We start from the raw sequence: 24,296 nt of genomic DNA, 5'->3' as shown, positions 1-24,296 counted from the left end.
CGTGGTCGCAGGCCACGGCCGGCGCCGCGCCTGTGGGCGCGTGACCCGCGGTGTCCGCCGCGGCACGTAGGCTGGAGCCAACATGAGCACGCTGTTCGACGACCTGCCCTTCGACGGTCACCCGTCTCCCGACTCCCGACCCTCGGCAGCCGCTGCCCGGGCGACCGCTGTGGACGAACGCGGTGTCCCCACGTGGGCCCAGGCCGCCGCCGAGGGCCACGGCCCCGACGGAGCCCCCGGTGGTCCCGGTGCCACCGCCCGGCACGCCGACCCCGAGAGCCTGCTCGAGGGCCTCAACACCCAGCAGCGCGAGGCCGTCCTGCACGAGGGGTCCCCGCTGCTCATCGTCGCCGGCGCGGGGTCGGGCAAGACCCGCGTCCTCACCAACCGCATCGCCTACCTGCTCGGCGCCCGCGGCGTGCAGCCCGGCCAGGTCCTTGCCATCACCTTCACCAACAAGGCTGCGGCCGAGATGCGCGAGCGCGTCGCCGCCCTCGTCGGCCCGCGGGCGAAGGCCATGTGGGTCATGACCTTCCACTCGGCCTGCGTGCGCATCCTGCGTCGCGAGGCCGGCAAGGTCGGGCTCAAGTCGACCTTCTCCATCTACGACGCCGCCGACAGCCAGCGCCTCATGGCGATGGTCATGCGCGACCTCGACCTCGACCCCAAGCGCTACCCGCCGCGGTCGTTCAGCCACCAGGTGTCCAACCTCAAGAACGAGCTCGTCGACGAGGAGACGTTCTCCTCCCAGGTCGCCGAGGGCACCCACCAGGAGCGGATGCTCGCCGAGGCCTACACCGGCTACCAGCGCCGCCTGCGCCAGGCCAACGCCCTCGACTTCGACGACCTCATCATGACCACGGTCAACATCCTCCAGGCGTTCCCCGACGTCGCCGAGCACTACCGCCGCCGGTTCCGCCACGTCCTCGTCGACGAGTACCAGGACACCAACCACGCGCAGTACCAGCTGGTCCGTGAGCTGGTCGGTGGTGCCGCGGGCACCGCCGGTATGCCGCTCGGTGACGGCCCCGAGGTGCCGCCCGCCGAGCTCGTGGTGGTCGGCGACGCCGACCAGTCCATCTACGCGTTCCGTGGTGCGACGATCCGCAACATCGTCGAGTTCGAGGAGGACTACCCGAACGCGCGGACCATCCTGCTCGAGCAGAACTACCGCTCGACCCAGACGATCCTGCAGGCCGCCAACTCGGTCATCGCCAAGAACCCCGAGCGCCGCAAGAAGAACCTCTGGACCGACAGCGGTGACGGCGCCCTCATCGTCGGCTACGTGGGCGACAACGAGCACGACGAGGCGGCCTTCGTCGCCAAGCAGATCGACGAGCTCGGCGACTCGGCCGGGGTCAAGCCCAAGGACGTCGCGGTGTTCTACCGCACCAACGCCCAGTCCCGTGCGCTGGAAGAGGTCTTCGTGCGGGTCGGCCTGCCCTACAAGGTGGTCGGCGGCACGCGGTTCTACGAGCGCCGCGAGGTCAAGGACGCGCTGGCCTACCTGCGCGTCATCTCCAACCCCACCGACACGGTCAACCTGCGGCGCATCCTCAACGTCCCCAAGCGCGGCATCGGCGACCGTGCCGAGGCGTGCATCTCGGCACTGGCCGAGCGCGAGCGCATCCCGTTCGTCGCGGCGCTGGGGCGTCCCGACGACGCCCCCGGCATCGCGACCCGCTCGGTCGCGGCGATCAAGGGCTTCACCGGTCTGCTCGAGGAGCTCGGTCGCGTCCACGAGGACGACGAGCAGGGCGTCGGAGCTCTGCTCGAGGCCGTCATCGAGAAGTCCGGCTACCTCGCCGAGCTGCGCGCCTCCCACGACCCGCAGGACGAGACCCGCATCGAGAACCTCGCCGAGCTCGTCGCCGTGGCGCAGGAGTTCGACGAGACCCGCGCCGAGACCGGCGAGGTCGCCTCGCTCGAGGACTTCCTCGAGCAGGTGTCGCTCGTGGCCGACGCCGACGAGATCCCGGACGGCGAGGAGGCCGAGGACCTCGGCGTCGTGACGCTGATGACGCTGCACACGGCGAAGGGCCTGGAGTTCCCCGTCGTGTTCGTCACCGGTCTCGAGGACGGCACCTTCCCGCACCTGCGGTCGCTCGGTGACCCCAAGGAGCTCGAGGAGGAGCGCCGTCTCGCCTACGTCGGCATCACCCGCGCCCGTGAGCGGCTGCACCTGTCGCGCGCCGCCGTGCGTTCGGCCTGGGGTGCGCCGCAGTACAACCCGGCCAGCCGCTTCCTCGACGAGATCCCCGACCACCTCGTGGAGTGGCAGCGCGCCGAGGCCGCGACCAGCTACCGCCGCTCGTCCACCCCCGCGGTCGCGCGCCTGGCCCAGCGTCCCGGTGTGCGTTCACCCGGCAACCGGCCGCTCATCTCGCTGCACGCGGGCGACAAGGTCACCCACGACAGCTATGGCATGGGCACCGTCGTCAAGACCGAGGGCGACGGCGACAAGACGCAGGCGCACGTCGACTTCGGTGGCGACACCGGCGTCAAGCGCTTCCTGCTGCGGTACGCCCCGCTCGAGAAGCTCTAGCCCACTCCGCTGGCGCGGTCCGCGCGTTAAGGCTGCGGCGCCATACCGGCGGGGTATGGCGCGGGAGACACGAAGAGGCGCCCGGCGGATGTCCGCGGGCGCCTCTGTCGAGTGTGCTGGGTCCTACTGCAGGTTGCGGTCCTCGAGCCACGGAGCGGGGTCGATCGCCGCGCCGCCGTTCGGGTGGATCTCGAGGTGCAGGTGCGGGCCGGTGGAGTGGCCGGTGTTGCCGGACGTGCCGACGATGTCACCTGGGGCGACCTTGTCGCCGACCTGGACGCCGATGGAGTCCATGTGGCCGTACACCGACACGGTGCCGTCCCAGTACTCGATCTCGACCTTGTTGCCGTAGCCGCCCTCGACGCCGGCGAAGACGATCGTGCCGGTCGACATCGAGTGCAGCGGCGTGCCGACCGGGGTGCCGAAGTCGTTGCCCTGGTGCATGCGGCCCCAGCGCCAGCCGTACCCGGAGGTGAAGGTCGCGCCCTTGATCGGCAGCTGCCACTTCTCGCGGTTCTTGCGCTCGGCCTCGGCCTTGGCGACCGCAGCGGCAGCGGCGGCCTTGGCGGCCTTCTTCTTCGCGACGGCCTTGCGCTCCGCGCTGCGGGCGATCCGCTGGGCCTCGATGACCCGGGTCTCGGCCGCGGTGACCTGGAGCTCGCGCTGCTGCGTGGTCTCGACGCGGTCGAACTCGGCCAGCGCGGCGCTCTGGGCGCGCGTCTTGGCAGTCGTCCCCGCCAGGTCGAGGTGCACCGGGGAGGACTCGGCGACGGTGGCGCCGGTCGTGGTGACGACCAGCGCGGCTGCCGCACAGGTGGGGAGGATGAAGCCGCCGCGCAGTCCTGCGGGGATGCGCGGTCCACGCCGGGGCGCACGGTGGCGGCCCGGGGCGCGGTGACGGCCCTGGTAGGAGGGGGAAGAGCTCACGTAGAAAAGTTGCCTTGCGTGCGGGGACACGGAAGCCACCACCGTAGCGTGACCAGTTCGTTATCCAAAATGCGTGTCCCCAGATCCGGCGCTACCATCCGCCGGTTCCGCCAGGCGTTCTGCTCCGGGTCTGCGTCGTCGCAGGTCAGGAGGTCGCGCGGGCCCGTCGTGGGAGGACCGTCACACCCGGGGTCACGGTGTGGCCCTCGGAGTCCAGGTGCGCGAGCGTCGAGGAGATGCCGTGGACGACGCTGCCGATGATGGGCAGCGACATGTGGCCGACCCCGTGCAGGTCGATGTTGCGGACGCTGAGGTCAGGGTGCTCGAGGGCGGCGTTCCGCTGCGGGAAGACCATCTGGTCGAGGTCGGACCAGTAGACGACGAACCGCGTGCGGCACTGCGGCACCGGCTGGTCCAGCTCGCGCATCAGCCCGCTGTGCGGCCGCAGCTGCCGGGTCAGCTGGTTGTGCCAGCCGTAGGCCGTGTACGTCCCCTGGTGGGGTGTGCCGAGGGTGACGAGCGTGTGGACCCGGGCATCGCCCCCGAGGCGGGTGACGTAGTACCGGGCGATCAGGCCGCCCATCGAGTGCCCGACGACGTGGATGCGCTCGTACCCTGTCTCGGCGACGAGCGCCTCGACCTCCTCGGCCAGCTGGGCCGCCGCGACGCGGACGTCGGCGGTGAACGGCGAGTAGTTCATGCTCACGACACGGCCGAAGCCACGACGGCGCAGCCCCAGCCGCAGCAGGGTGAAGATCGAGCGGTTGTCGACCATGCCGTGGACCAGCAGGATCGGCGTCCCTGCGGCCTCGACGTCGGAGATGACCAGCCCGCGCTGGGTCGGCGGCAGGTGCTCGACGCGGTACTCCAGCTGGCTGTCGCGTCCGTGGCGCCCGACCAGCCCCCACGGGTACAGCGCCAGGTGCGTGGTGAGCCACGCCGCCTCGACCGCGGCGCCGAGCAGCCCCGTCGGGGTGGCCAGGGCCTTCGCCGCACCACCCACGACATCGGTGGCAGCAGCGGTGGCCGTCGTCGTCGCCGTGACGACGGTGCCGGTCACGCGCCCGACGGCTCCACCGGCCAGTCGGCCGAGGGCCTTCGCCTGGCGCGGGACGTCGCCCGAGGCCGACCGCAGCGCTGCGGGGCGTCGGCGCGGGCGAGGGAGGCTCTGCGACATGACCTGCCGAACCTAGCCCAGCAGACCGCCGACCGCCCGTGCACCACGCCCCCGCTGGCGCGCCCCATACCCTCCGACTTCGTGCCCGGTGTTCCGCTCATGGTCCCCGTGATGCAGAGGTTGAGCGGAACGGCGGGTACCAAGTCGGGGTGGAGGGGTGGGGGAGGAGGCGGCGGGTGTGGTCGACGTCGCCCGGAGGCGATGCCCGGAAGTGTCCACGGAGTGGATAGTGTGCGCCTATGACTAGCTCACCGTTGCGCGTGGTCGTGGCCAAGCCCGGACTCGACGGGCACGACCGCGGCGCCAAGGTCGTCGCCCGCGCCCTGCGCGACGCCGGCATGGAGGTCGTCTACACCGGCCTGCACCAGACCCCGGAGCAGATCGTCGAAGCCGCCATCCAGGAGGACGCCGACGCGGTGGGCCTGTCGGTCCTCTCCGGCGCCCACATGACGCTGTTCGCCAAGGTCATGGACCTGCTCAAGGCGCGCGACGCCGCCGACATCGTCGTCTTCGGTGGCGGGATCATCCCCGAGGGCGACATCCCCGAGCTCACGAAGATCGGTGTGGCCAAGGTCTTCACCCCCGGCGCGACCACGACCGAGATCGTGGAGTGGGTCCGGGGCAACGTCACCCAGCAGTAGTCGCACCGGTTCTGCCGACGGCGAACTCGCCTTCCGACGCCCCGTCGCCGCACCTACCGTGAGGTGATGAGCAGCCTGACCCTGGCAGAACCCCTGTGGCGCGAGGTCGTGGGCGCCCGGCTGCGCCACCTGCGACGCCGACGAGGGCTGACGCTGGTCGAGGCCGCCCGGCGCGCCGGCATCTCGCCGCAGTACCTCTCCGAGGTGGAGCGCGGCCGCAAGGACCCGTCGTCCGAGGTGCTGGCGGCCATCACCGGGGCCCTCGGCAGCGAGCTCGTCGAGGTCACCCACCTCGCCTCGCTGGACCTGCGCCGCCGGCACGGATCGCTGGCGGCGCCGCCGCCGGGGGAGATCAGGCTGGCCGCCTGAGCCCTCCCGGCGCCATACCCCTCGGTCACTCCTGCGTCGTCCGTGCGGCGACGAGGTGGTCCACCAGTCCGTAGGCCACAGCGGCCTCGGGGGTGAAGATGCGGTCCCGGTCGGTGTCGCGCCGCAGCGCGTCGAGCGGTTGACCCGTGTGGCGGGACAGGACGACCTCGGCCGCCGAGCGCAGCCGGATCACCTCGTCCGCCTCGAGGATGAGGTCCGGTATGGCGCCCTGGCTGCGGGCCGAGGGCTGGTGCAGCAGGACGCGTGCATGCGGGAGGATGCTGCGCTGCCCCTGAGCCCCGGCTGCCAGCAGGATGGCGGCGGTCGAGCAGGCCTGGCCGATGCACGTCGTGGCGACCGGGGCATGGACGAACTGCATCGCGTCGTAGACGGCGAACGTCGCGGTGAGCGAGCCGCCCGGCGAGTTGATGTAGAGGTCGATGGGGCGCTCCGGGTCCTCGGCGTCGAGGTGCAGGATCTGGGCGATCAGGGCGTTGGAGACGCCGTCGTCGATCTCGGTCCCGAGGTAGACGATCCGCTCGCTGAGCAGGTGGCTGTAGACGTCCATGACCCGGTCGCCGCGCGGGTGCGTGCGGATGACGTTGGGGATCGTGTAGCTGCTCATCGCGCACCTCCCAGCCCGGTGCGGGTGGCTCGCCGTGGTCGCACGCTGTCGAGCGACTCCAGCACGTGGTCGACGAACCCGTACTCCAGGGCCTGCTCGGCCGAGTACCAGCGGTCGCGGGCGGAGTCCTCCCTGACCTTCTCCAGGGGTTGGCCCGTGTGGGCGGCGATCAGCCCCAGGACGGTCTCGACGGTGGAGCGCAGGTCCTCGGCCTGGAGCTCGATGTCGACGGCGGTGCCGCCGATGCCTGCGGAGCCCTGGTGCATGAGGATCCGCGAGTGGCGAAGGGCGTACCGCTTGCCGTGCGTCCCGGCCGTCAGCAGGAACTGACCGGCGCTGCAGGCCAGGCCCAGCGCGAGGGTCGAGACGTCGTTGGGCACGAGGCGCATGGCGTCGTGGATGGCGAGCATCGCGGGGACGGAGCCGCCGGGGGAGTTGATCCACAGGCTGATGTCGGCTCGCGCGTCCTCGGCCGACAGCAGGAACAGCTGGGAGCAGAGTCGGGTGCCGCCACGGTCGTCTAGCTCACCGTCGAGGACGATGATCCGCTGCTCGAGCAGACGGCTGGCGAGGAGGGCGTCATGGGGCTGGGCGGAGGTGGTGGTGTCGCGCATGGCACCACCGTCGACCGGTGGGGCCGCTCGCGCCGAGGCTTCGCTGCTGTGAGCAGAACCGTCGCTCCTACGGGACCACCGGGATGCTCAGGGTCGCGGGCGCCGTCGGTGACGCGCGCACGGTCACGGGCTGCAAGGCATACGCGTTCTTGTATGCCGCGTCGGTGCTGGCGAGGGCCAGCTGGAGGCGGTGCCCGGCCTCGACGCGGTGGACGATGGCCGGGAGCTCGATGTGCACGGGCTGGGTCACGTCGGCGACCCGCACCGGGCTGATCAGCTTGTGCACCAACGTCTTCGAGCCGTCGGGGGCGATGTCGTAGAGCTTCGCGAAGACCTGGAGCTGACCGCTGGGGCCGATGGCCTGGGTCGCTGCCACGGCGGGCGACTCGAACCTGACGTCCAACGTGGGGGAGCCGACGACGTCGACGGCCGAGGCCAGGGGAGCGGTCGACCACGCCCCGAACGTGCCGGGGGTGTCGTAGGGGGTCTTGAGCCCGTCGGGCAGCGGGATCTGTCCCTCGAGCCCCGACACCTCGGAGTACGAGGCGGGCGCGCCGAGGCCGGGGTTGGACCACGACCTCGAACCGGGCTGGATCTGGCTCTTCGCGCCCACGAGCTCGTCGGCGGCCGAGAGGTACCAGGAGCGACGGGTGCCGACGGGGTAGCTCGATGCGCTCGCGTAGGCCGGGGACGCCGATCCGGTGTAGCCGACCCAGTCACGGAAGTAGGCGAACCCCGGGCCGGTGGTGACGCTGGATCCCTTGAGGTGGTGGTCGAACCAGTTCTTGATCCGCAGCCCGAGGTAGGTGTCCTCGATGTGCTGCCCGGTCAGGTCGAGCTCACCGGGGGCCGCGCCGGTGCGGCCGTTCGAGCCACCGGAGTGTCCCCACGACTGCCAGGCCATCGTCACGGGGACGCCGCGCGACTTGAGGGACTTGTAGGTCGCGACCGACTCCTGGAGGTTGAACAAGGTGTCGTTCTCGCCCTGGATGAGGAACGTCGGCACCTTCACGTCGTCGACGTAGTGAGCGACCGAGACGCGGTCGGTGAGCTCGTAGGTGTCGGACGTCGGGTGGCCGAGGGTGTCGAGGGTCGCCTTGGCCCTGCACGCCTCGAGCACGAAGTTGGGGCAGCCCACGTTGCGCTTCGGGTCGATCGCCGCGCCCTGGATCCCGTCGAGGATGCCGACGCCGAAGAACAGTCCGGTCCAGCCGATCTTCTGCGTGCCGGGGTTGGAGTTCGCGTAGGTCACGCCTCGCGTCAGGCTCGTGTTGTTGGGTGCCAGCGAGTAGCGCAGGTCGTTCCAGGTGATCAGCGGCACGAGCGTGTCGACGCGGCGATCTGTTGCAGCAGTGGCGAACTGGATCTGGCCACCGTACGAGCCGCCGAGCATGCCGAGGCGGGGGTCGTGGGTGGCAGCGTCGTCGAGCACGGTCCAGTCCACGTGCAGCGAACCGGCGCCCTGCGTCGTGCCGCCGACCTGCGCCGAGGCGTATGGCGCGCTGCCGCCGCCACCGAGGAACGTCACCAGCGAGGAGGCCGCGACCCCGTCGACCCCCGGGTCGTCGAGCGAGATCTTGCACCCGCTGTCAGGGAAGCCGAGTCCGGTGTAGGACAGCACGGTGTAGCCGCGTGCCGCGAACGCGCGGCCGAGCCCGGCCTGGTCGTCCTTGCTGCCGCCGAAGCCGTTGGTCGTGAGGATCGTGGCGACCCGGGCCGATGAACTGGCCGTCCGCGGCTTGTAGAGGTCCGCGTCGATGGTGCACGTCTGGGGTCGGCCGAGGTCGTCACGACCGGCCGGCACGGTGAACTCCAGGCCCGTGTAGGTGTCGACGGCGCCCAACTCGGTGGAGGCGGCCGGAGCGACAGCGGCCGGAGCGACGGCGGCCGGAGCGACGGCGGCCGACGCGCTCCCGGCGGTCCCGGTGCCGAGGGCGCCCAGGGCCCCGACAGCGGCGAGGGGCGAGAGCGCGAGTGCTGTGAGGCGACGGGCTCGGAACGGTGATCGGCGCGACATCGGGCCTCCGCGGGTGGGTCGGCGGGCCGGGTGACCGCGCCTCGTGACGGGACAACGAGGGCCTGGATCCGGGGGTTACGTTCACCGAACCCTCGCCTTCACACCCGAACGACACGTAGGTCCGCATGGTGGATGAGTCGTGTCGAGTGGTGGACGGTGCAGCGGGGTCGACGGGTCGTCGCTGGCACGGACTTGGCCAAGAGCAGAAGAAGGTGCGCCACGAATCCCCTTGAACCGCAGGTTCCCACGCATTTGGCAAAGTCTTCGCAAGTTTCATTGACCCTGTGTTCGCCCGACAGGTTAGGTCGGCACGGCGCCGACGCCCACGGTCATCTCGTGCCGGTTCGGAGGGGATCGACGTCGCCTCATGGTGCGGGGTCCCACCCGCGCCCTGTCCGAGAAGAGGAACACTCGTGATCCGACTGTCCACCGGCGCCGCACTCGGCGTCGCAGTCGCAGCAGCAGTGGCCACCCCACTGTCTGCCGCCTCCGCCGCCCCCACCGCGGCACCGAACCAGGCGCCTGCCGCCACCGCCCAGGCAGGGGCCGACCAGGACCGCACCGCCCTGGGGCTCTCGAGCGACGAGAAGCTCGTCGTCCGCAACGCCGTCACCGACCCCGACGGCACCAAGCACGTCCGCTACGACCGCACCTACAAGGGCCTGCGCGTCGTCGGCGGCGACCTCGTCGTCGAGAAGGCGAAGTCCGGGTCGGTGCGCGACGTGCGCTGGAACGGCAACGGCAAGGTGGCCGTCGCCTCGACCAGCCCCTCCGTCAGCGAGACCTCGGCCGAGAGCTCGGGCGCCAAGCGCGCCGGCTACGCGCCGAAGAAGAACGACGGCGAGCTCGTCGTCTGGGCCGGCAGCGGATCGCCGCGCCTGGCCTGGGACGTCGTCACCGAGGGGGTCAAGGCCGACCAGACCCCGAGCCGCCTGCACACCCTCGTCGACGCCAGGAGCGGCGCCGTCCTGACCTCGTGGGACGAGGTCGTCAACGGCACCGGCAACTCGATGTACTCCGGCACCGTGACCCTCAACTCGACCCTGTCGGGCAGCACCTACCAGCTGAAGGACTCGGTCGGGAACTACACGACCGACCTCAACGGTGCGACCTCCGGCACGGGCACCCAGTTCACGGACGCCGACGACGTCTGGGGCAACGGCTCCACCACGTCGCGCCAGACCGCTGGCGTCGACGCCCAGTACGGCGCTGAGAAGACCTTCGCCTACTACAAGAACGTGTTGGGCCGCAACGGGATCTGGAACACCGGTGTCGGCGCACGCAGCCGCGTGCACTACGGCAACGCGTACAACAACGCGTTCTGGGACGGCACCCAGATGACCTATGGCGACGGCGCCGGCAACGCCAAGCCGCTCACCTCCATCGACGTCGCCGCCCACGAGATGAGCCACGGCGTCACCGAGAACACCGCGGGCCTGGCCTACTCGGGTGACGCGGGTGGCCTGAACGAGGCGACCTCCGACATCTTCGGCACCGCCGTCGAGTTCTACGCGAACTCCTCCGCCGACCCGGGTGACTACCTCATCGGCGAGAAGATCAACATCAACGGCAACGGCACCCCGCTGCGCTACATGGACAAGCCCAGCAAGGACGGCGCCTCGCAGGACTGCTGGACCACCAACACGAAGAACCTCGACCCGCACTACTCCTCGGGTCCGCTCAACCACTGGTTCTTCCTGGCCTCCGAGGGCTCCGGTGCCCGCACCGTCAACGGTGTCGCCTACAACAGCCCCACCTGTGACGGCTCGACCGTGACCGGCGCCGGCCGCAGCAACGTCGAGAAGGTCTGGTACCGCACGCTGTCGACGAAGCTCACCTCGAGCAGCAACTACGCCGCGGCCCGCAACGGTGCGATCGCCTCGGCCAAGGAGCTGTTCGGCGCGACGAGCGCGACCTGCACCGCGGTGGAGAAGGCCTTCACGGCAATCGCCGTCCCGGCCGGCACCGAGACCTGCGGTGGCACCACGCCGCCGCCCACCGGTGGCAACCTCCTGCAGAACCCGGGCTTCGAGTCCGGTGCCGTGAGCTGGACCGGCACGTCCGGCCCGATCACGAACAACACCGGCCGCGCAGCCCGCACGGGCTCGTGGAAGGCCTGGCTCGGCGGCAACGGCGCCACCACGACGGAGACGATCCAGCAGAGCGTCACCATCCCGTCGACGGTGACCGCGGCCACGCTGTCGTTCTACCTGTCCAGCGACACCGCTGAGTCCGGCAGCACGGCCTACGACACCATGAAGGTCCAGGTCGTCGACGGCGCCACGACCACGACGCTGGCGACGTACTCCAACGTCGGCACCAACGCGACGTACACCCAGAAGTCGTTCAACGTGACGGCCTACAAGGGCAAGACGATCTCGGTGAAGTTCCTCATGAACGAGGACTCCTCGCTGCAGACGTCGTTCGTCGTGGACGACACCGCCCTCGCCACCAGCTGACGAGGGGACGTGGGCCGGCGCCCGTGCGAGCGCCGGCCCACGTCCGTGCCACACCCCCGCGTCCCCGTGTCACCCCAGGGCGCCCACCGCGTCCCTCCGCACGTGCACCCCGTCCGTGTCCCGCGCCGGCCACCGCTGCCGGGAACGCCCACCAGGAAGCCACCCATGCCTCCCACGCAGCACCGGTCCCCACTCGCCCGCCTCCTCGCGCCGCTGACCGCCACGGCCGTCGCCGCAGCCGGCCTGGTCGCCCTCGCGCCCGCCACGCAGGCCGCCGCCAGCCCCGACATCTCGGTCACCAACACCAAGGCGCACCTCGACCAGCTCCAGGCGATCGCGACCGCCAACGGCGGCAACCGCTACACCGGCCGCTCGGGGTACACGGCCTCCATCAACTACGTGAAGGGCAAGCTCGACGCAGCGGGCTTCACGACCACGGTGCAGAGCTTCAGTACCAGTGCCGGCACCACGCAGAACCTCATCGCCGAGCTCCCCGGCGGCGACGCCAACAACGTGGTCATGCTCGGTGGCCACCTCGACAGCGTGTCGAACGGCCCCGGCATCAACGACAACGGCTCCGGGAGCGCGGGGGTGCTCGAGGCGGCCCTCGCGTATGCCGCGAGCGGCCAGAGCGCGAAGAACAAGCTGCGCGTGGGGTTCTGGGGCGCCGAGGAGCTCGGTCTGCTCGGCTCGAAGTACTACATGAACAGCCTCTCCACCGCGGAGAAGGACAAGATCCGGGTCTACCTCAACGTCGACATGATCGCTTCGCCCAACCCGGGCTACTTCGTCTACGACGACAACCCCGCCGGCAACAGCGCACGCGACGAGTTCACCAGCTACTACACGTCCAAGGGCATCCCTTGGGAGTACATCGACGTGCAGGGTCGCAGCGACCACGCCGCGTTCCGCTCCTATGGCATCCCCACCGCGGGCATCTTCAGCGGCGCGGAGACCCTCAAGACGTCGGCCCAGGCGCAGAAGTGGGGCGGGACCTCCGGGCGGGCCTTCGACCCCTGCTACCACTCCTCGTGCGACTCGGTCTCGAACCTCGACCTCACCGCCCTCGACCGCAACATCGACGCCCTGGGTCACATGCTCTGGCTCTATGCGGCCAAGGACTACGGGACGACGACGCCCCCCGCCGGCTCGAACCTGCTGGCGAACCCCGGCTTCGAGTCCGGCGCGGTGAGCTGGACCGGGACGTCCGGCCCGATCACCAACAACACCGGGCGCCCGGCGCGCACCGGGTCGTGGAAGGCGTGGCTCGGCGGCAACGGCGCGACGTCGTCGGAGAACATCGCACAGTCCGTGACCATCCCCTCGACGGCCACCTCGGCGACGCTGACGTTCTGGCTCCGGGTCGACACGGCCGAGACCGGGAGCACCGCCTACGACACCCTGCGTGCGCAGGTGGTCGACGGCGCCACCACCACGACGCTGGCGACCTACTCCAACGTCGGTGCCAACGCCACGTACGCCCAGAAGTCCTTCAACCTCACCGCCTACAAGGGCAGGACCGTCTCGGTGAAGCTCCTGATGTCAGAGGACTCCTCGCTCCAGACCTCGTTCGTCGTCGACGACACCGCCGTGACCGTGAGCTGACCGCAGCGGCCACCCCAGAGCCGGTGGTGGTGGGAGCGAGACCTCCAGCTCGTTCCCGCCACCACCACAGCGCCACACCGGCGCACTTCCCCCCGAAGGAGATCTCGTGAAGAAGATGTCAGCAGGCCTCGCGTTCGGCGTGGTCGTCGCAGCAGCTGTCGCGACGCCGCTCGCCGCCGCCCAGGCCGCCCCGGCCACCGGCGGTTCGACCGCCCGGTCCGCCGCGGCGGCCCCGGCCGTCGTCGCCGAGCAGTCCAAGGTGGCCGACGCGGCCAAGGCCCTCGGCCTCGGCTCCGGACAGAAGCTCGTGGCCAAGAGCGTCGTCACCGACACCGACGGCACGAAGCACGTGCGGTACGAGCGGACCTTCAACGGCCTCAGGGTGATCGGCGGCGACCTCGTCGTCGAACGGGCCGCAGGCGGTGCCACGAAGTCGGTGCGCTGGAACGCCACGAAGTCGGTCGAGGTCGCGACGTCGCCCAGCCTGTCGGCCGGGCAGGCCCGCAAGGCGGCCAAGGCCGGGACCGCCGCCGGCTCGGACCTCGTCGTGTATGCCGCGGCCTCCGGACCGCGCCTCGCCTACGACGTCGTCACCGAGGGGGTCAGGGCCGACCAGACCCCGAGTCGTCTGCACACCATCGTCGACGCGAGGAGCGGGGCCACGCTGGACAGCTACGACGACATCGTGGAGGGCACCGGCAACTCGCAGTACTCCGGCACCGTCACGCTCGGCACGACCCTGTCCGGGGGCAGCTACCAGCTCAAGGACTCGGTCGGGAACTACACAACCGACCTCAACGGCGCGACGACGGGGACCGGCACGCAGTTCACCGATGCCGACGACATCTGGGGCAACGGCTCGGTGAGCTCGCGCCAGACCGCCGCGGTCGACGCCCACTACGGCGCCGAGAAGACGTTCGACTACTACAAGAACGTCCAGGGCCGAAGCGGCATCTGGGACACCGGCGTCGGCGCGCGCAGCCGGGTCCACTACGGCAACGCCTACGTCAACGCGTTCTGGGACGGCACCCAGATGACGTACGGCGACGGGGCCGGCAACGCCAAGCCCCTCACCTCGATCGACGTGGCCGGGCACGAGATGAGCCACGGCGTCACCGAGAACACGGCCGGCCTCGTCTACCGCGGTGACGCGGGGGGCCTGAACGAGTCGACGTCCGACATCTTCGGCACCGCCGTGGAGTTCTACGCCGCCTCTGCCGCCGACCCGGGTGACTACCTCATCGGCGAGAAGATCGACATCAACGGCAACGGCACGCCGCTGCGCTACATGGACAGGCCGAGCAAGGACGGCCGGTCCCAGGACTGCTGGACCACCGGCACCCGGAACCTCGACCCGCACTACTCCTCCGGCCCGCTGAATCACTGGTTCTTCCTGGCCTCCGAGGGCTCTGGCGCGAAGACCGTCAACGGCGTCGCATACAACAGCCCCGTGTGCGGCAGCGCCCCTGCCGTCACCGGCGCAGGGCGGACCAACATCGAGAAGGTCTGGTACCGCACGCTGTCCACGAAGCTCACCTCGCGCAGCGACTACAAGGCCGCCCGTGAAGGCGCCATCGCCTCGGCCAAGGAGCTGTACGGCGCCGGCTCTCCGACCTGTGTCGCCGTGAAGTCCGCGTTCGACGCCATCGCCGTCCCGGCGGGTTCGCAGACCTGCTGACCAACGCCCATCGATGATGGTGCGCCGCCGACCACGAGGTCGGCGGCGCACCATCGCGTTCAGCGGCAGGTGGTCCGTTCAGCGGCAGACCTGGCGAGGTCCTCGAGCAGGGCACCCACCTCGGGCGCGGTGCCGGGGAGATCTCCCTCGTCGAGGGCCATGGTGCCCCTCGAGGTCGTGAGGGTGACGACCATCGCGTCCGCGCCGGGCGGGGCCGTCGTGGTCGATCCGGTCGCCCCGGCCGTGGCCGTCCGGGCGAGCGCCGTGAGCGTCTCGGGGCCCACGGTGCACGTGCTGGTGCCGGACTTCGTCGTCACGGTGGCCGAGCCGTCCTGCTCCACGACGACCTTGTCGGCGAACCCGGCGATGCCCCCGCTGCGTTCGATGGTGATCGGGTAGGAGGAGGCGCTGCTGGACGAGCTCGTCACCGTCCGAGTGGTCGCGGTGTCGCTGGAGGACCCGCAGCCTCCGGTGAGGAGTACTGCGGTGAGGGCGACGAGACTGAACGCGGGCACGGTGGTGGGACGCGACATACCGGACACCCTCCCACGGTCCCCGCCGGGCGGGGGAGGGTGCGCGGCGCGGACGCGCACGGGACTGAGCACAGACGCCGCTCGTCGTGAGATTGCTCCCACCCACCGCACCCGTGGGCCCGGCCGTGCTCGGACAGGACTAGTCTCGGGGCCGAACCTCACCCATCAGCAGACGAGGACGTCAGACGTGGATCTGTTCGAATACCAGGCTCGAGACATGTTCGAGAAGCACGGTGTGCCCGTGCTCGCCGGTGCCACCGCCACCACCCCCGCGCAGGCGCGCGAGGCCGCGGAGGCCATCGGACCCAAGAGCGGCGGGGTCACCGTCGTCAAGGCCCAGGTGAAGACCGGTGGCCGCGGCAAGGCCGGAGGCGTCAAGGTCGCCAAGAGCGCCGACGAGGCCGAGGAGCACGCGAAGGCGATCCTCGGCATGGACATCAAGGGCCACACCGTCGGCACCGTGATGATCGCTCAGGGCGCGCGCATCGCCGAGGAGTACTACTTCTCCGTGCTGCTCGACCGGGCCAACCGCACCTACCTCGCGATGTGCAGCAAGGAGGGCGGTATGGAGATCGAGCAGCTCGCGGTCGAACGTCCCGAGGCCCTCGCGCGCATCGCGGTCGACCCCAACACCGGCATCGACGCGGCCAAGGCCGCCGAGATCGTCGAGGCCGCCGGGTTTGACGCCGAGACCGGCGCGAAGATCGCGCCCGTCCTCGAGAAGCTGTGGGCCGTCTACCGCGACGAGGACGCCACGCTGGTCGAGGTCAACCCGCTCGTGAAGACCGAGGACGGCGACATCGTCGCCCTCGACGGCAAGGTCACCCTCGACGCCAACGCGGACTTCCGGCACCCGGACCACGAGGCGCTCGAGGACAAGGACGCAGCCGACCCGCTCGAGGCCGCGGCCAAGGAGAAGGGCCTCAACTACGTCAAGCTCGACGGCTCCGTCGGCATCATCGGCAACGGCGCGGGCCTGGTCATGTCGACCCTCGACGTCGTCGCCTACGCCGGTGAGGAGTTCGCCGGGTCGCCCAAGCCCGCCAACTTCCTCGACATCGGTGGCGGCGCCTCGGCCGAGGTCATGGCCAACGGCCTGCACATCATCCTCGGCGACGAGCAGGTGAAGTCGGTGTTCGTCAACGTGTTCGGCGGCATCACCTCCTGCGACGCGGTGGCCAACGGCATCGTCGGCGCCCTCGAGGCCCTCGGCGACCAGGCGACCAAGCCGCTCGTCGTGCGCCTCGACGGCAACAACGTGGAGGAGGGCCGACGCATCCTCGCCGACGCCAACCACCCGCTGGTGACCATCGAAGAGACCATGGACGGCGCGGCCCGCAAGGCCGCCGAGCTGGCTTCGGCCGCGACGAACTGACAAGGGCCGGGAGACAACAACAATGGCAATCTTTCTCGACGAGAACTCCAAGGTCATCGTCCAGGGCATGACCGGCTCCGAGGGCATGAAGCACACGCAGCGCATGCTCGCCTCGGGCACCTCGATCGTCGGCGGCGTGAACCCGCGCAAGGCCGGCACCACGGTCGAGTTCGACGGCGGCGTCTCGGTGCCGGTGTTCGGCACGGTGGCCGAGGCCATCGAGGCCACCGGTGCGAACGTGTCCGTCATCTTCGTCCCGCCGGCGTTCGCGAAGTCCGCCGTGGTCGAGGCGATCGACGCGGCCATCCCGCTCGCGGTCGTCATCACCGAGGGCATCGCGGTCAAGGACTCCGCCGAGTTCTACGCGTACTCCAAGGAGAAGGGCACGACCCGCATCGTCGGCCCGAACTGCCCCGGCCTCATCAGCCCCGGCAAGTCCAACGCCGGCATCATCCCCGCCAACATCGCGGGCCCGGGTCGCATCGGCCTGGTCTCCAAGTCGGGAACCCTGACCTACCAGATGATGTACGAGCTGCGGGAGTTCGGTTTCTCCTCCGCCGTCGGCATCGGTGGCGACCCGATCATCGGGACCACGCACATCGACTGCCTCGAGGCGTTCGAGAACGACCCCGAGACCGACGCGATCGTCATGATCGGCGAGATCGGCGGCGACGCCGAGGAGCGCGCGGCGGCCTACATCAAGGAGCACGTGACCAAGCCGGTCGTCGGCTACGTCGCGGGCTTCACCGCGCCCGAGGGAAAGACGATGGGCCACGCCGGCGCCATCGTGTCCGGCTCGGCCGGCACTGCTGCCGCGAAGCAGGAGGCCCTCGAGGCCGCCGGCGTGAAGGTCGGCAAGACGCCGTCCGCCACGGCCGACCTGATGCGCGAGATCATGCGCGGCCTGGCGGGCTGAGCGCTTGCAGCAGTAGGCAACACGCGCTGAGCATGACGAGCGGGCGATCACCGGGAACGGTGGTCGCCCGCTCGGCGTAGGGGGCGGCTGGCCTTTCGACGTCGGCAACTCAGCCGTCCGGAGGAGGTCTGTCCACGTTTGGGTATGCACTTGGTCAAGTCTGTTCACGCAGCCTGATCCGGATGGTTTTCTGTGAGCCTCCTGCAGGACCAGAGCAGTGAACCGCACCCCTGGCGGTGAGCTCGTCGATGCAGGAGCAGGGACCCCCGGCCCTCACACGAGAGAACTCGCCATGTCAACGACCCCGCACGCTCCTCGACGCCCTGTGCGCGCTCGGGCAGCAGCTGCCATCGCCGCGACGGCCGTGGCCGTCACCGGTCTGTCCATGCAGGCACCCACGGCGTCCGCACTCACGTCTGTCTCGACCAACTACTCGTACGGCGACTTCGAGAGCACGACGCTGGCTCCGCCCGGATGGTCGCTGTCGGCCGCGTCGCCCAACCGCATCTACACGTCGACGACCGTCGCCCTGTCGGGGGCCAAGTCGCTCTGCCTCGAGGACACCTCGTCCGGCGCCGCGACCACCGCGCTGCGCTCCGTCCGTACCGTCACCCCCGGCGTCGAGTACCAGGGACAGGGCTACGCCTACACGCTGAACGGCACCCAGACCCTCGCGCTCCGCTTCTACGACGCTGCGGGCGCCGTCGTCTCGCGCGTCGCAGCGCCCTCGACCGGCGCCACCATGCTCTGGTCGCGCATCTCGGTCAAGGCAGTTGCACCCGCCACCGCCACCCGCGTCGTGGTCGAGCTCTCGTCCACCACCGCGACCCAGTCCAAGGTCTGGTGGGACGCCGTCGAGGTGCTCCAGCCGGGGGTCGCGAACAGCGGCTTCGAGTCGACCTCGTCCACCCTCCCGGTGGCCTCGTGGACGACGTCCGCGGCCTCCGGCACCTCTGCCAAGATCCGCACCGGTTACCCCAAGCTCGGGTCGAGGAGCCTCTACCTCAGTGACGCCAGCACCACGGGCCTCGTCAAGGTGACCAGCACGAGGACCGCCGTGTTCGCGGGCGTCTCCTACGACCTGCGGGCCTGGGTGCGACCCGCGAGCGGCAGCTTCACGGCCACGGTGCGCTTCCTCGACACCAAGCTGGGTGTCATCAGGTCCGTCGCCGTCCCGGTCAGCAAGCCCGCCAACACCTGGAGCCTGGTCACCAAGCAGCTGGTGGTGCCCAACAACGGGCACTGGGCCACCGTCGAGCTGTCCACGGGCACCTCATCCAAGGCGACCGGCGACTTCGACGTCGTCGACCTCCGCCCGTCGGCCGGGTCATCCACCCAGAGCTTCAGCGACGGCCGGGACACCCAGCCGGTGGATGCCTTCGCCAACACCAACGTCGTCCGCACCGCCATCATCGGTGGCAAGGCCAAGCTGCTTGGTGTCGTGTCGGGCAGCCCGGCCGAGCTCCAGGTCGTGGACATCGAGACCAACCGCGTGGAGCGCCGCTTCCCCCTCGGTGACATGGAGGCGGCCTGGTCCCTCGTGGTCGCCGACACCGGGGTCTACACCGCCGGCAACGACGGACACCTGTGGCGCTGGGCCACCGGGTCCTCGACGATCACCGACCTCGGACGGGCCACGGCGACGGGCACCACCATCTTCGACCTCGAGGAGGGACCGGACGGCCGGATCTGGGGCGCGTCCTACCCCAAGTCGGAGCTGTGGAACTTCAGCCCGAGCACCAGCCGGTTCGCGTCCCTCGGCACGGTGAGCACCTCCCACGACTACGCCCGGAGCCTGGCCGTCAACGGCAGCTACGCGTGGGTCGGCCTCGGCTCGACCAACCCGAAGATCGTCCGCGTCTCGCTGTCGAACCCGGCCAGCAAGACCACGCTCAACGTGCCGCAGCCCGTGACGAGCGGGCAGGTGGCCGAGCTCGACCTGCTGGGCCGCTACCTGTCGGTGAAGACGCCCAGCGGCACCACGTCCGGCGGCACGATCATCACCGGGGAGCGTCGCCTCTACGACACGGTCTCCGGCTCGTGGTCCGTGGCGGCCAACTACCCGGTGCAGCGACCCTCGCCGATGGACGGCGCCGGCGCGTTCTACTTCCTCCAGTACAAGCAGCTGCGCGCCGTCGACGCCGCCACGGGGTCCTACGAGATCCGCGGCGACACGGCGACCGCCGCTGGACGGGACCGCATGGTCCTCAAGGGCACCCTGGGCGGTGACGCGGGCAACTGGCTGCTGGCCTACGACCCGTCCGGCACCATCTCGGCCCTGGAGACGCGGTCCCTGCAGCAGAAGTCCTTCCGCGCCGAGTTCGCCCCGACCAAGATGCAGATCAAGTCGGTCGGCTTCGGCGGCGGCAAGCTCCTCGTCGGCGGGTTCGGCGGCTCCAGCCTGGCCATGGTGGACGCCGACCTCAGCCAGCGCTCGCAGTACCCGCTCGTGCCGTACGGCCCCGGTGTCATCGGCGAGGTCGAGGGCTCGGTCGAGCACGGTCGGTACCAGTACATCGGCACCTACACCGACGGACGGATCTTCCGCTACGACACCCTGGCGCCGTGGGTGGACGGGACCAACCCGGCCCTCGTCACGACGCTCGGCCCGACCTACCGCCAGGACCGTCCGCTGGCCTGGGCGACCGCGGGGAGCCGCACCTTCTTCGGCACCATCCCGAAGTACGGCGTCCTCGGTGGCGTCCTCGGCGTCTTCGACGGCGACACCGGCACGCCCAAGATCGTCAGCGAGCCGGTGGCCGACCAGAGCATCGTGTCGCTGACCGCATCCGGGTACATGGTCTACGGCGGGACGTCGCGCTGGGGCGGCCTGGGCGCGACGCCCACGCAGTCCTCCGCGAAGGTGTTCGCCTACAACGCCGCGACGGGCAAGGTCGCCTGGCAGGTCACCCCCGCGGCCGGCATGGAGGCGTTCGGTGCGGTCGTCATGGGCCCGACCGGCACCCTCTGGGCCGCCGGGAGCACCACGCTCTACGAGCTGGACCCCAAGACCGGCGCCACGCTGCGCTCGATCATGGTCCAGACCCAGGGCAAGCAGACCACCCCGGTCTTCCGGAACACCGCGCTGGCCAACGTCAACGGGATGCTCTACCTCGTGGCCGCCGGTCGGGCGTACGCCGTCGACCCGGCCACGCTGCGGGTGAGCGTCCCGGTGTCCTCGGGGATCACCCCGGCCCAGCTCGTCGTCCAGGGCAACCAGCTCTTCGTCCCGCAGGGTTCGACCCTGAAAGAGGTCATCATCAAGTAGCTGCGGGACGCACGGACCACAGCGGGCGATACCGGCACGGGGCCGGTGTCGCCCGCTGTTCGTGTGCCGGGTTCGTCCGTGGCCACCTCCCGTGGGCGGCGTATGGCGCGTGCCTCGCCGTCGGGGGAGTCCTACTTCTGGCGGGCCAGCATGAGGAGCCGGTCCAGCTCGGCGAAGCCCTGCTTCGGGTCGCTCATCTTCGTGATGACGACGGTCGAGACGGCTCCAGCGGTCTTCTGGGCGGTCACCCCGACCCACTCCGACAGGGTGGCACTGCCGTCGGTGAAGACGGTGTCGAGCCGGTAGGTGCCCTGCGACGGACCCGCCGTGGCCTTGACCGTGCCGTTGGGGAAGGTGCAGCCCTTGGCGTACAGGGCGTTCGCCTCGGCCAGGCGTGCGGCGACGTACGACTGCTGGGCCGAAGGCGTCGAGGACTCGTCGAGCTGGACCCGTTGGCGCCCGACGTAGCTGCTGGTGCCCGTCCCGGCCATCACCGAGACCACCCCGACGCGACCGCCGATACCGTCCTGCTGGGCGTCGGTCTCACACGAGGCGACGGCGCTGGACCCCTCGAGGGCGCCACGTCCTGCCGAGGTGGCGGTGCCGCCGCTGAGGGCCTGCGACCGCCACTGGGAGGCCGCCACGAACAGCGGGGACGTCGGCACCGGCTGGGCGCCCGACACGGGCATGTCCTCGGAGAGGGCGCGGGTGCTGCCGGTCGGGCCGATGATGGCTGGAGCGGCGGTCGACGACGCGGTGGCCGACGACCCCGGTCCCGAGCCGTACCGCTCGAGTCGCTGGCGTGCCACCTCGGCCAGTGCGCTCACCTCGGTCCGGGTGAAACCACCCAGGGAGACGTCGCTGAAGGCGGGGTCGACGACCTGCAGCAGGACGACGCCCTCACCACCGGGGACGACGGCGAACCAGCCCGAGCCGGCCTCGGGGGTGGAGTAGGAGAAGACGGCGTACGCCCCGACGTACTCGGACCTGACCTTGAACGACGGCCCGACCTGGCAGGTGCTGACGCCCTGGATGAGGGTGTTGGCCGCAGCCTCGGCCCGGTCCGTGCGCCAGTAGGTGGCCCCACCGCTGACCGGTGAGTTGTCCTGGGTGATGGCCTCCTGCCGGGAGGGCGCGCCGAGGGTGTCGCCGCACTCGACGCCTCCGCCCTTGGTCACGGGGGTGATGGTGACGGAGCTCTTCGGCAGGTCGAGCGTGTCTTCCCACTCCCCTGGAAGCGGGAGCAGACCCGGCTCGGCCAGTGGGTCGGCCGTCGCGCTGGCCGTCGGGGCGGCGGTGGGTGCCGCTGTCGGCACGGGGGCACCCGTCGTCCGTGTCGAGGGTGTCACGGGCAGGCTCGCGTCCCGCCCCAGCTGGCTGAAGCCCACGGAGCCGACCACGACCGCGGCGGCCGCGGCAGCAGCGGTGAGGGCCAGCGCCCGCTGGCGGCGGCGCCGTACGCCTCGCGCCCGGACGAACCGCACGTCGGGCAGGGGCAGGGCGTCGACGTCCGCCCAGAGCGTGGCGAGGGTGCCACGCAGCTGGGCGTCGTCGTGCGCCGACCAGTCCTCGTGCTCAGCCATGTCGATCACCGGAGCTCTCCTCGTGCCGCAGGGCCAGCGCGAGCTGCGCTCGGCCCCGGTGCAGGCGCGCCTTGACGGTGCCTGCGGGGGTGTTGGTCTCGTGGGCGATCTGCTCGATGGACAGGTCGCCGATGTAGTGCAGCGTCACGGCCTCGCGCAGCGGTTCGGACAGCGTCCGCAGGGCTGCGACCACGGCCACCCGGTCCTCGGTGGGTGGGCCGGTGGTGTCGTGGGCACCGTGCCGTTCGTAGGCGCGGTCCTGGGTGGTCTTCTTGCGCCACCCGGAGATGGCCACCCGCCGGGCCACGGTCCGGACCCAGGCCAGCGGGTCGTCGTGCGTGCGGACGGTGGACCACTGCTGCCAGGCCCGGGCGTACGCCTCCTGCGTCGCGTCCTGGGCGACGGTGAGGTCACCGGTGAAGCCGTAGACGAGGTGGATCACCCGACGGGCGGTGTCGCGGTAGAACGCGTCGAACTCCGCTTCTGCGGACCTCGGCCCCATCCCCGCCTCCCGCTCGCCCGGCGTCGCGTCGACGCTTCCGTTCCTCAGTGCCATCACACCGCAGCAGACGCGGTCGCGCGGTGCCCGGTTGCGGCGCGTTCGCACATTTCTCGGGGCGCTCCGGCGTTGCCTGCGCCCTGGCGGTGCGGTGGTCGGCGACGATGGGGCAGACATGACTGTGATGGAGTTGCTGCGCCGGGCCACGCCGACTTCGGGCGGGCCCGACCCGAGGGCGTACCAGCGCACCCTGCTCGAGGGAGCGGGTGCCGCGGCGGCCTCCGCCCTCGTCTTCGTGCTCCCCGCGCTGCTCGTGTGGGTGGCTGCGTCCGAGAGCACCGTCCCGTGGACGACGTCGCTCGGCGTCGGGGCCAGCCTCTGGCTGCTCGGCACCGGGGCCCACCTCGCTCTGGGTGGCGCAGTCGTCACGGTCGTCCCCCTCCTCTTCCTCGCGCTCGCCGTCCTCGGTGCGGCCTGGGCCGCGGTCCGGGCGGTGCGCGAGAGCGCCGAGGACCGCACCGTGGTCCTGCTCGCCGGCCTGCTGCACCGGCCCCTGGCGCTCGCGCTGGGTGCGTGGACCTTCGGGTATGCCGTCGTCGCTGCCCTCTGGGCGGTGGTCGCCTCACTCGCCGAGCCGCGCCCGGTCCTGTGGACCCTCGTCTTCCCCGTGCTGGTCGTGCCCGTCGGGGCGGCCCTGCTGGCCCTCGTCCACCTGCTGCGCCGACGCCCCGAGCTGGCGGGTGAGCGGTTGCGGCGGCCCGCCTGGCTGCCCGAGGCGGTCCGTCGTGGCCTGCGTCCGGGGGTGGAGGGCGCTGCCGCGCTGCTCGGTGCCGGGGTGCTGATCTGCGTCGGGTTCGTCGTCCTGCACCTGGGCAACGTCACCAACCTCCAGGCCGCGCTGGCTCCGGGTGTCATCGGGGGAGTCGTGCTCTCCCTGGCCCAGCTGCTCGTCCTGCCCAACCTCGCGTTGTGGGCCGTCTCGTTCGTCGCCGGCACCGGGTTCTCCGCGGTCGAGGGAGCCTCCGCGACCTGGACCGGTTCGCGCACCTCGCTGCTGCCGATGGTCCCGGTGTTCGGTGCCCTGCCCGAGCCCGGGGCCTTCCCCGGGTGGCTGCCGGTCGTCGTCCTCCTGCCCGTGGCGGTGGGTGCGTTCGTCGGCTGGCGGGCCCTGCGCTCCGTGGCCCGGTTGTCCACCGAGCGCACCAAGCTCACCGTCGCTGGCGTGGCCGTCGTCGTCGCGGCCGGTCTGGTGGGCCTGCTCGACGTCGTCGGGGGTGCCTCGCTCGGCCAGGACCGCCTGTCCTCGATCGGTGCCCCGGCCGGGGCCATGACGCTGGCCCTGCTCGTCGAGCTGCTGGCCGGCGCCGGGCTGGTCCTCGGCTGGGACCGCTGGAAGCTGCGCCGCTGACGCACCCCGCGCCATACCGGCGCGCTGCACAGCGCGCCACCCCGGCAGAGCGGGTGT

18 protein-coding genes are annotated in these 24,296 nt (G+C 70.9%); 10 read left to right on the top strand and 8 right to left on the bottom strand.

Annotated features, from left to right (window positions below; genetic code table 11):
- Positions 1-82: 82 nt before the first annotated feature.
- Positions 83-2,545 (top strand): DNA helicase PcrA, encoded by a 2,463-nt coding sequence (pcrA, locus tag ABD286_RS18640; RefSeq protein WP_344196293.1) that lies wholly within the window; start codon positions 83-85, stop codon positions 2,543-2,545.
- Positions 2,546-2,668: 123 nt separating this feature from the next.
- Here the strand turns inward: pcrA and ABD286_RS18635 are convergent, their stop codons facing one another.
- Together ABD286_RS18635 and ABD286_RS18630 are read right to left on the bottom strand one after the other, a co-directional pair.
- Positions 2,669-3,472, bottom strand: coding sequence for a M23 family metallopeptidase (locus ABD286_RS18635; protein WP_344196291.1), 804 nt, complete (start codon positions 3,470-3,472; stop codon positions 2,669-2,671).
- 145 nt (positions 3,473-3,617) lie between these two features.
- A complete protein-coding gene (locus tag ABD286_RS18630) occupies positions 3,618-4,649 on the bottom strand; it encodes a lipase family alpha/beta hydrolase (RefSeq protein WP_344196289.1) in 1,032 nt (343 codons plus the stop codon).
- A 239-nt stretch (positions 4,650-4,888) separates the two neighbouring features.
- On the opposite strand from ABD286_RS18630, the gene icmB reads away from it, so the two are divergent.
- Together icmB and ABD286_RS18620 are read left to right on the top strand one after the other, a co-directional pair.
- A complete protein-coding gene (gene icmB, locus ABD286_RS18625) occupies positions 4,889-5,290 on the top strand; it encodes a coenzyme B12-dependent isobutyryl CoA mutase small subunit (protein ID WP_344196287.1) in 402 nt (133 codons plus the stop codon).
- 66 nt (positions 5,291-5,356) lie between these two features.
- Complete coding sequence (locus ABD286_RS18620) at positions 5,357-5,659, top strand: helix-turn-helix domain-containing protein (protein ID WP_344196285.1); 303 nt, start codon at positions 5,357-5,359, stop codon at positions 5,657-5,659.
- 25 nt (positions 5,660-5,684) lie between these two features.
- Here ABD286_RS18620 and ABD286_RS18615 read toward each other — a convergent pair whose 3' ends face one another.
- From ABD286_RS18615 to ABD286_RS18605, 3 genes are all read right to left on the bottom strand, one after another.
- Complete coding sequence (locus ABD286_RS18615; RefSeq protein ID WP_344196283.1) at positions 5,685-6,284, bottom strand: ClpP family protease; 600 nt, start codon at positions 6,282-6,284, stop codon at positions 5,685-5,687.
- On the bottom strand, positions 6,281-6,898 hold the full coding sequence (locus ABD286_RS18610; RefSeq protein ID WP_344196281.1) for a ClpP family protease: 618 nt from the start codon (positions 6,896-6,898) through the stop codon (positions 6,281-6,283). The genes ABD286_RS18615 and ABD286_RS18610 overlap by 4 nt, the downstream gene beginning before the upstream one ends.
- Positions 6,899-6,965: 67 nt before the next feature.
- The gene (locus tag ABD286_RS18605; RefSeq protein WP_344196279.1) at positions 6,966-8,915 is read right to left on the bottom strand and encodes a CocE/NonD family hydrolase; all 1,950 of its coding nucleotides are present in this window, start codon (positions 8,913-8,915) and stop codon (positions 6,966-6,968) included.
- 413 nt (positions 8,916-9,328) lie between these two features.
- Here ABD286_RS18605 and ABD286_RS18600 point away from each other — a divergent pair, with 413 nt between their 5' ends.
- The 3 genes from ABD286_RS18600 to ABD286_RS18590 all read left to right on the top strand — a co-directional run bounded on the left by ABD286_RS18600 (position 9,329) and on the right by ABD286_RS18590 (position 14,657).
- Entirely contained in the window at positions 9,329-11,374 is a 2,046-nt protein-coding gene (locus ABD286_RS18600; RefSeq protein ID WP_344196277.1) for a M4 family metallopeptidase, read from the top strand.
- Between the two features lie 165 nt (positions 11,375-11,539).
- A complete protein-coding gene (locus ABD286_RS18595) occupies positions 11,540-12,979 on the top strand; it encodes a M28 family metallopeptidase (protein ID WP_344196275.1) in 1,440 nt (479 codons plus the stop codon).
- Positions 12,980-13,094: 115 nt separating this feature from the next.
- Positions 13,095-14,657, top strand: coding sequence for a M4 family metallopeptidase (locus tag ABD286_RS18590; protein WP_344196390.1), 1,563 nt, complete (start codon positions 13,095-13,097; stop codon positions 14,655-14,657).
- Positions 14,658-14,716: 59 nt separating this feature from the next.
- Here the strand turns inward: ABD286_RS18590 and ABD286_RS18585 are convergent, their stop codons facing one another.
- Positions 14,717-15,190, bottom strand: a complete 474-nt coding sequence (locus tag ABD286_RS18585) for a hypothetical protein (RefSeq protein WP_344196273.1) — start codon at positions 15,188-15,190, stop codon at positions 14,717-14,719.
- 187 nt (positions 15,191-15,377) lie between these two features.
- Between ABD286_RS18585 and sucC the strand changes: the two genes are divergently transcribed.
- From sucC to ABD286_RS18570, 3 genes are all read left to right on the top strand, one after another.
- The gene (gene sucC, locus ABD286_RS18580; protein WP_344196271.1) at positions 15,378-16,565 is read left to right on the top strand and encodes an ADP-forming succinate--CoA ligase subunit beta; all 1,188 of its coding nucleotides are present in this window, start codon (positions 15,378-15,380) and stop codon (positions 16,563-16,565) included.
- 22 nt (positions 16,566-16,587) lie between these two features.
- Entirely contained in the window at positions 16,588-17,481 is an 894-nt protein-coding gene (sucD, locus tag ABD286_RS18575; protein ID WP_344196269.1) for a succinate--CoA ligase subunit alpha, read from the top strand.
- 292 nt (positions 17,482-17,773) lie between these two features.
- Complete coding sequence (locus ABD286_RS18570; protein ID WP_344196267.1) at positions 17,774-20,749, top strand: PQQ-binding-like beta-propeller repeat protein; 2,976 nt, start codon at positions 17,774-17,776, stop codon at positions 20,747-20,749.
- Between the two features lie 131 nt (positions 20,750-20,880).
- Here ABD286_RS18570 and ABD286_RS18565 read toward each other — a convergent pair whose 3' ends face one another.
- Entirely contained in the window at positions 20,881-22,341 is a 1,461-nt protein-coding gene (locus tag ABD286_RS18565) for a hypothetical protein (protein WP_344196265.1), read from the bottom strand.
- Complete coding sequence (locus tag ABD286_RS18560) at positions 22,325-22,888, bottom strand: RNA polymerase sigma factor (protein WP_344196263.1); 564 nt, start codon at positions 22,886-22,888, stop codon at positions 22,325-22,327. The genes ABD286_RS18565 and ABD286_RS18560 overlap by 17 nt, the downstream gene beginning before the upstream one ends.
- Positions 22,889-23,006: 118 nt before the next feature.
- On the opposite strand from ABD286_RS18560, the gene ABD286_RS18555 reads away from it, so the two are divergent.
- Positions 23,007-24,239, top strand: coding sequence for a cell division protein PerM (locus ABD286_RS18555; protein ID WP_344196261.1), 1,233 nt, complete (start codon positions 23,007-23,009; stop codon positions 24,237-24,239).
- Positions 24,240-24,296: the final 57 nt, after the last annotated feature.

The organism is Pedococcus aerophilus (genome assembly GCF_039532215.1).
Classification (GTDB): Bacteria; Actinomycetota; Actinomycetes; order Actinomycetales; family Dermatophilaceae; genus Pedococcus; species Pedococcus aerophilus.
The sequence above is the reverse complement of the archived record's forward strand: the minus strand, read 5'-3'. Positions and strand labels throughout refer to the sequence as shown.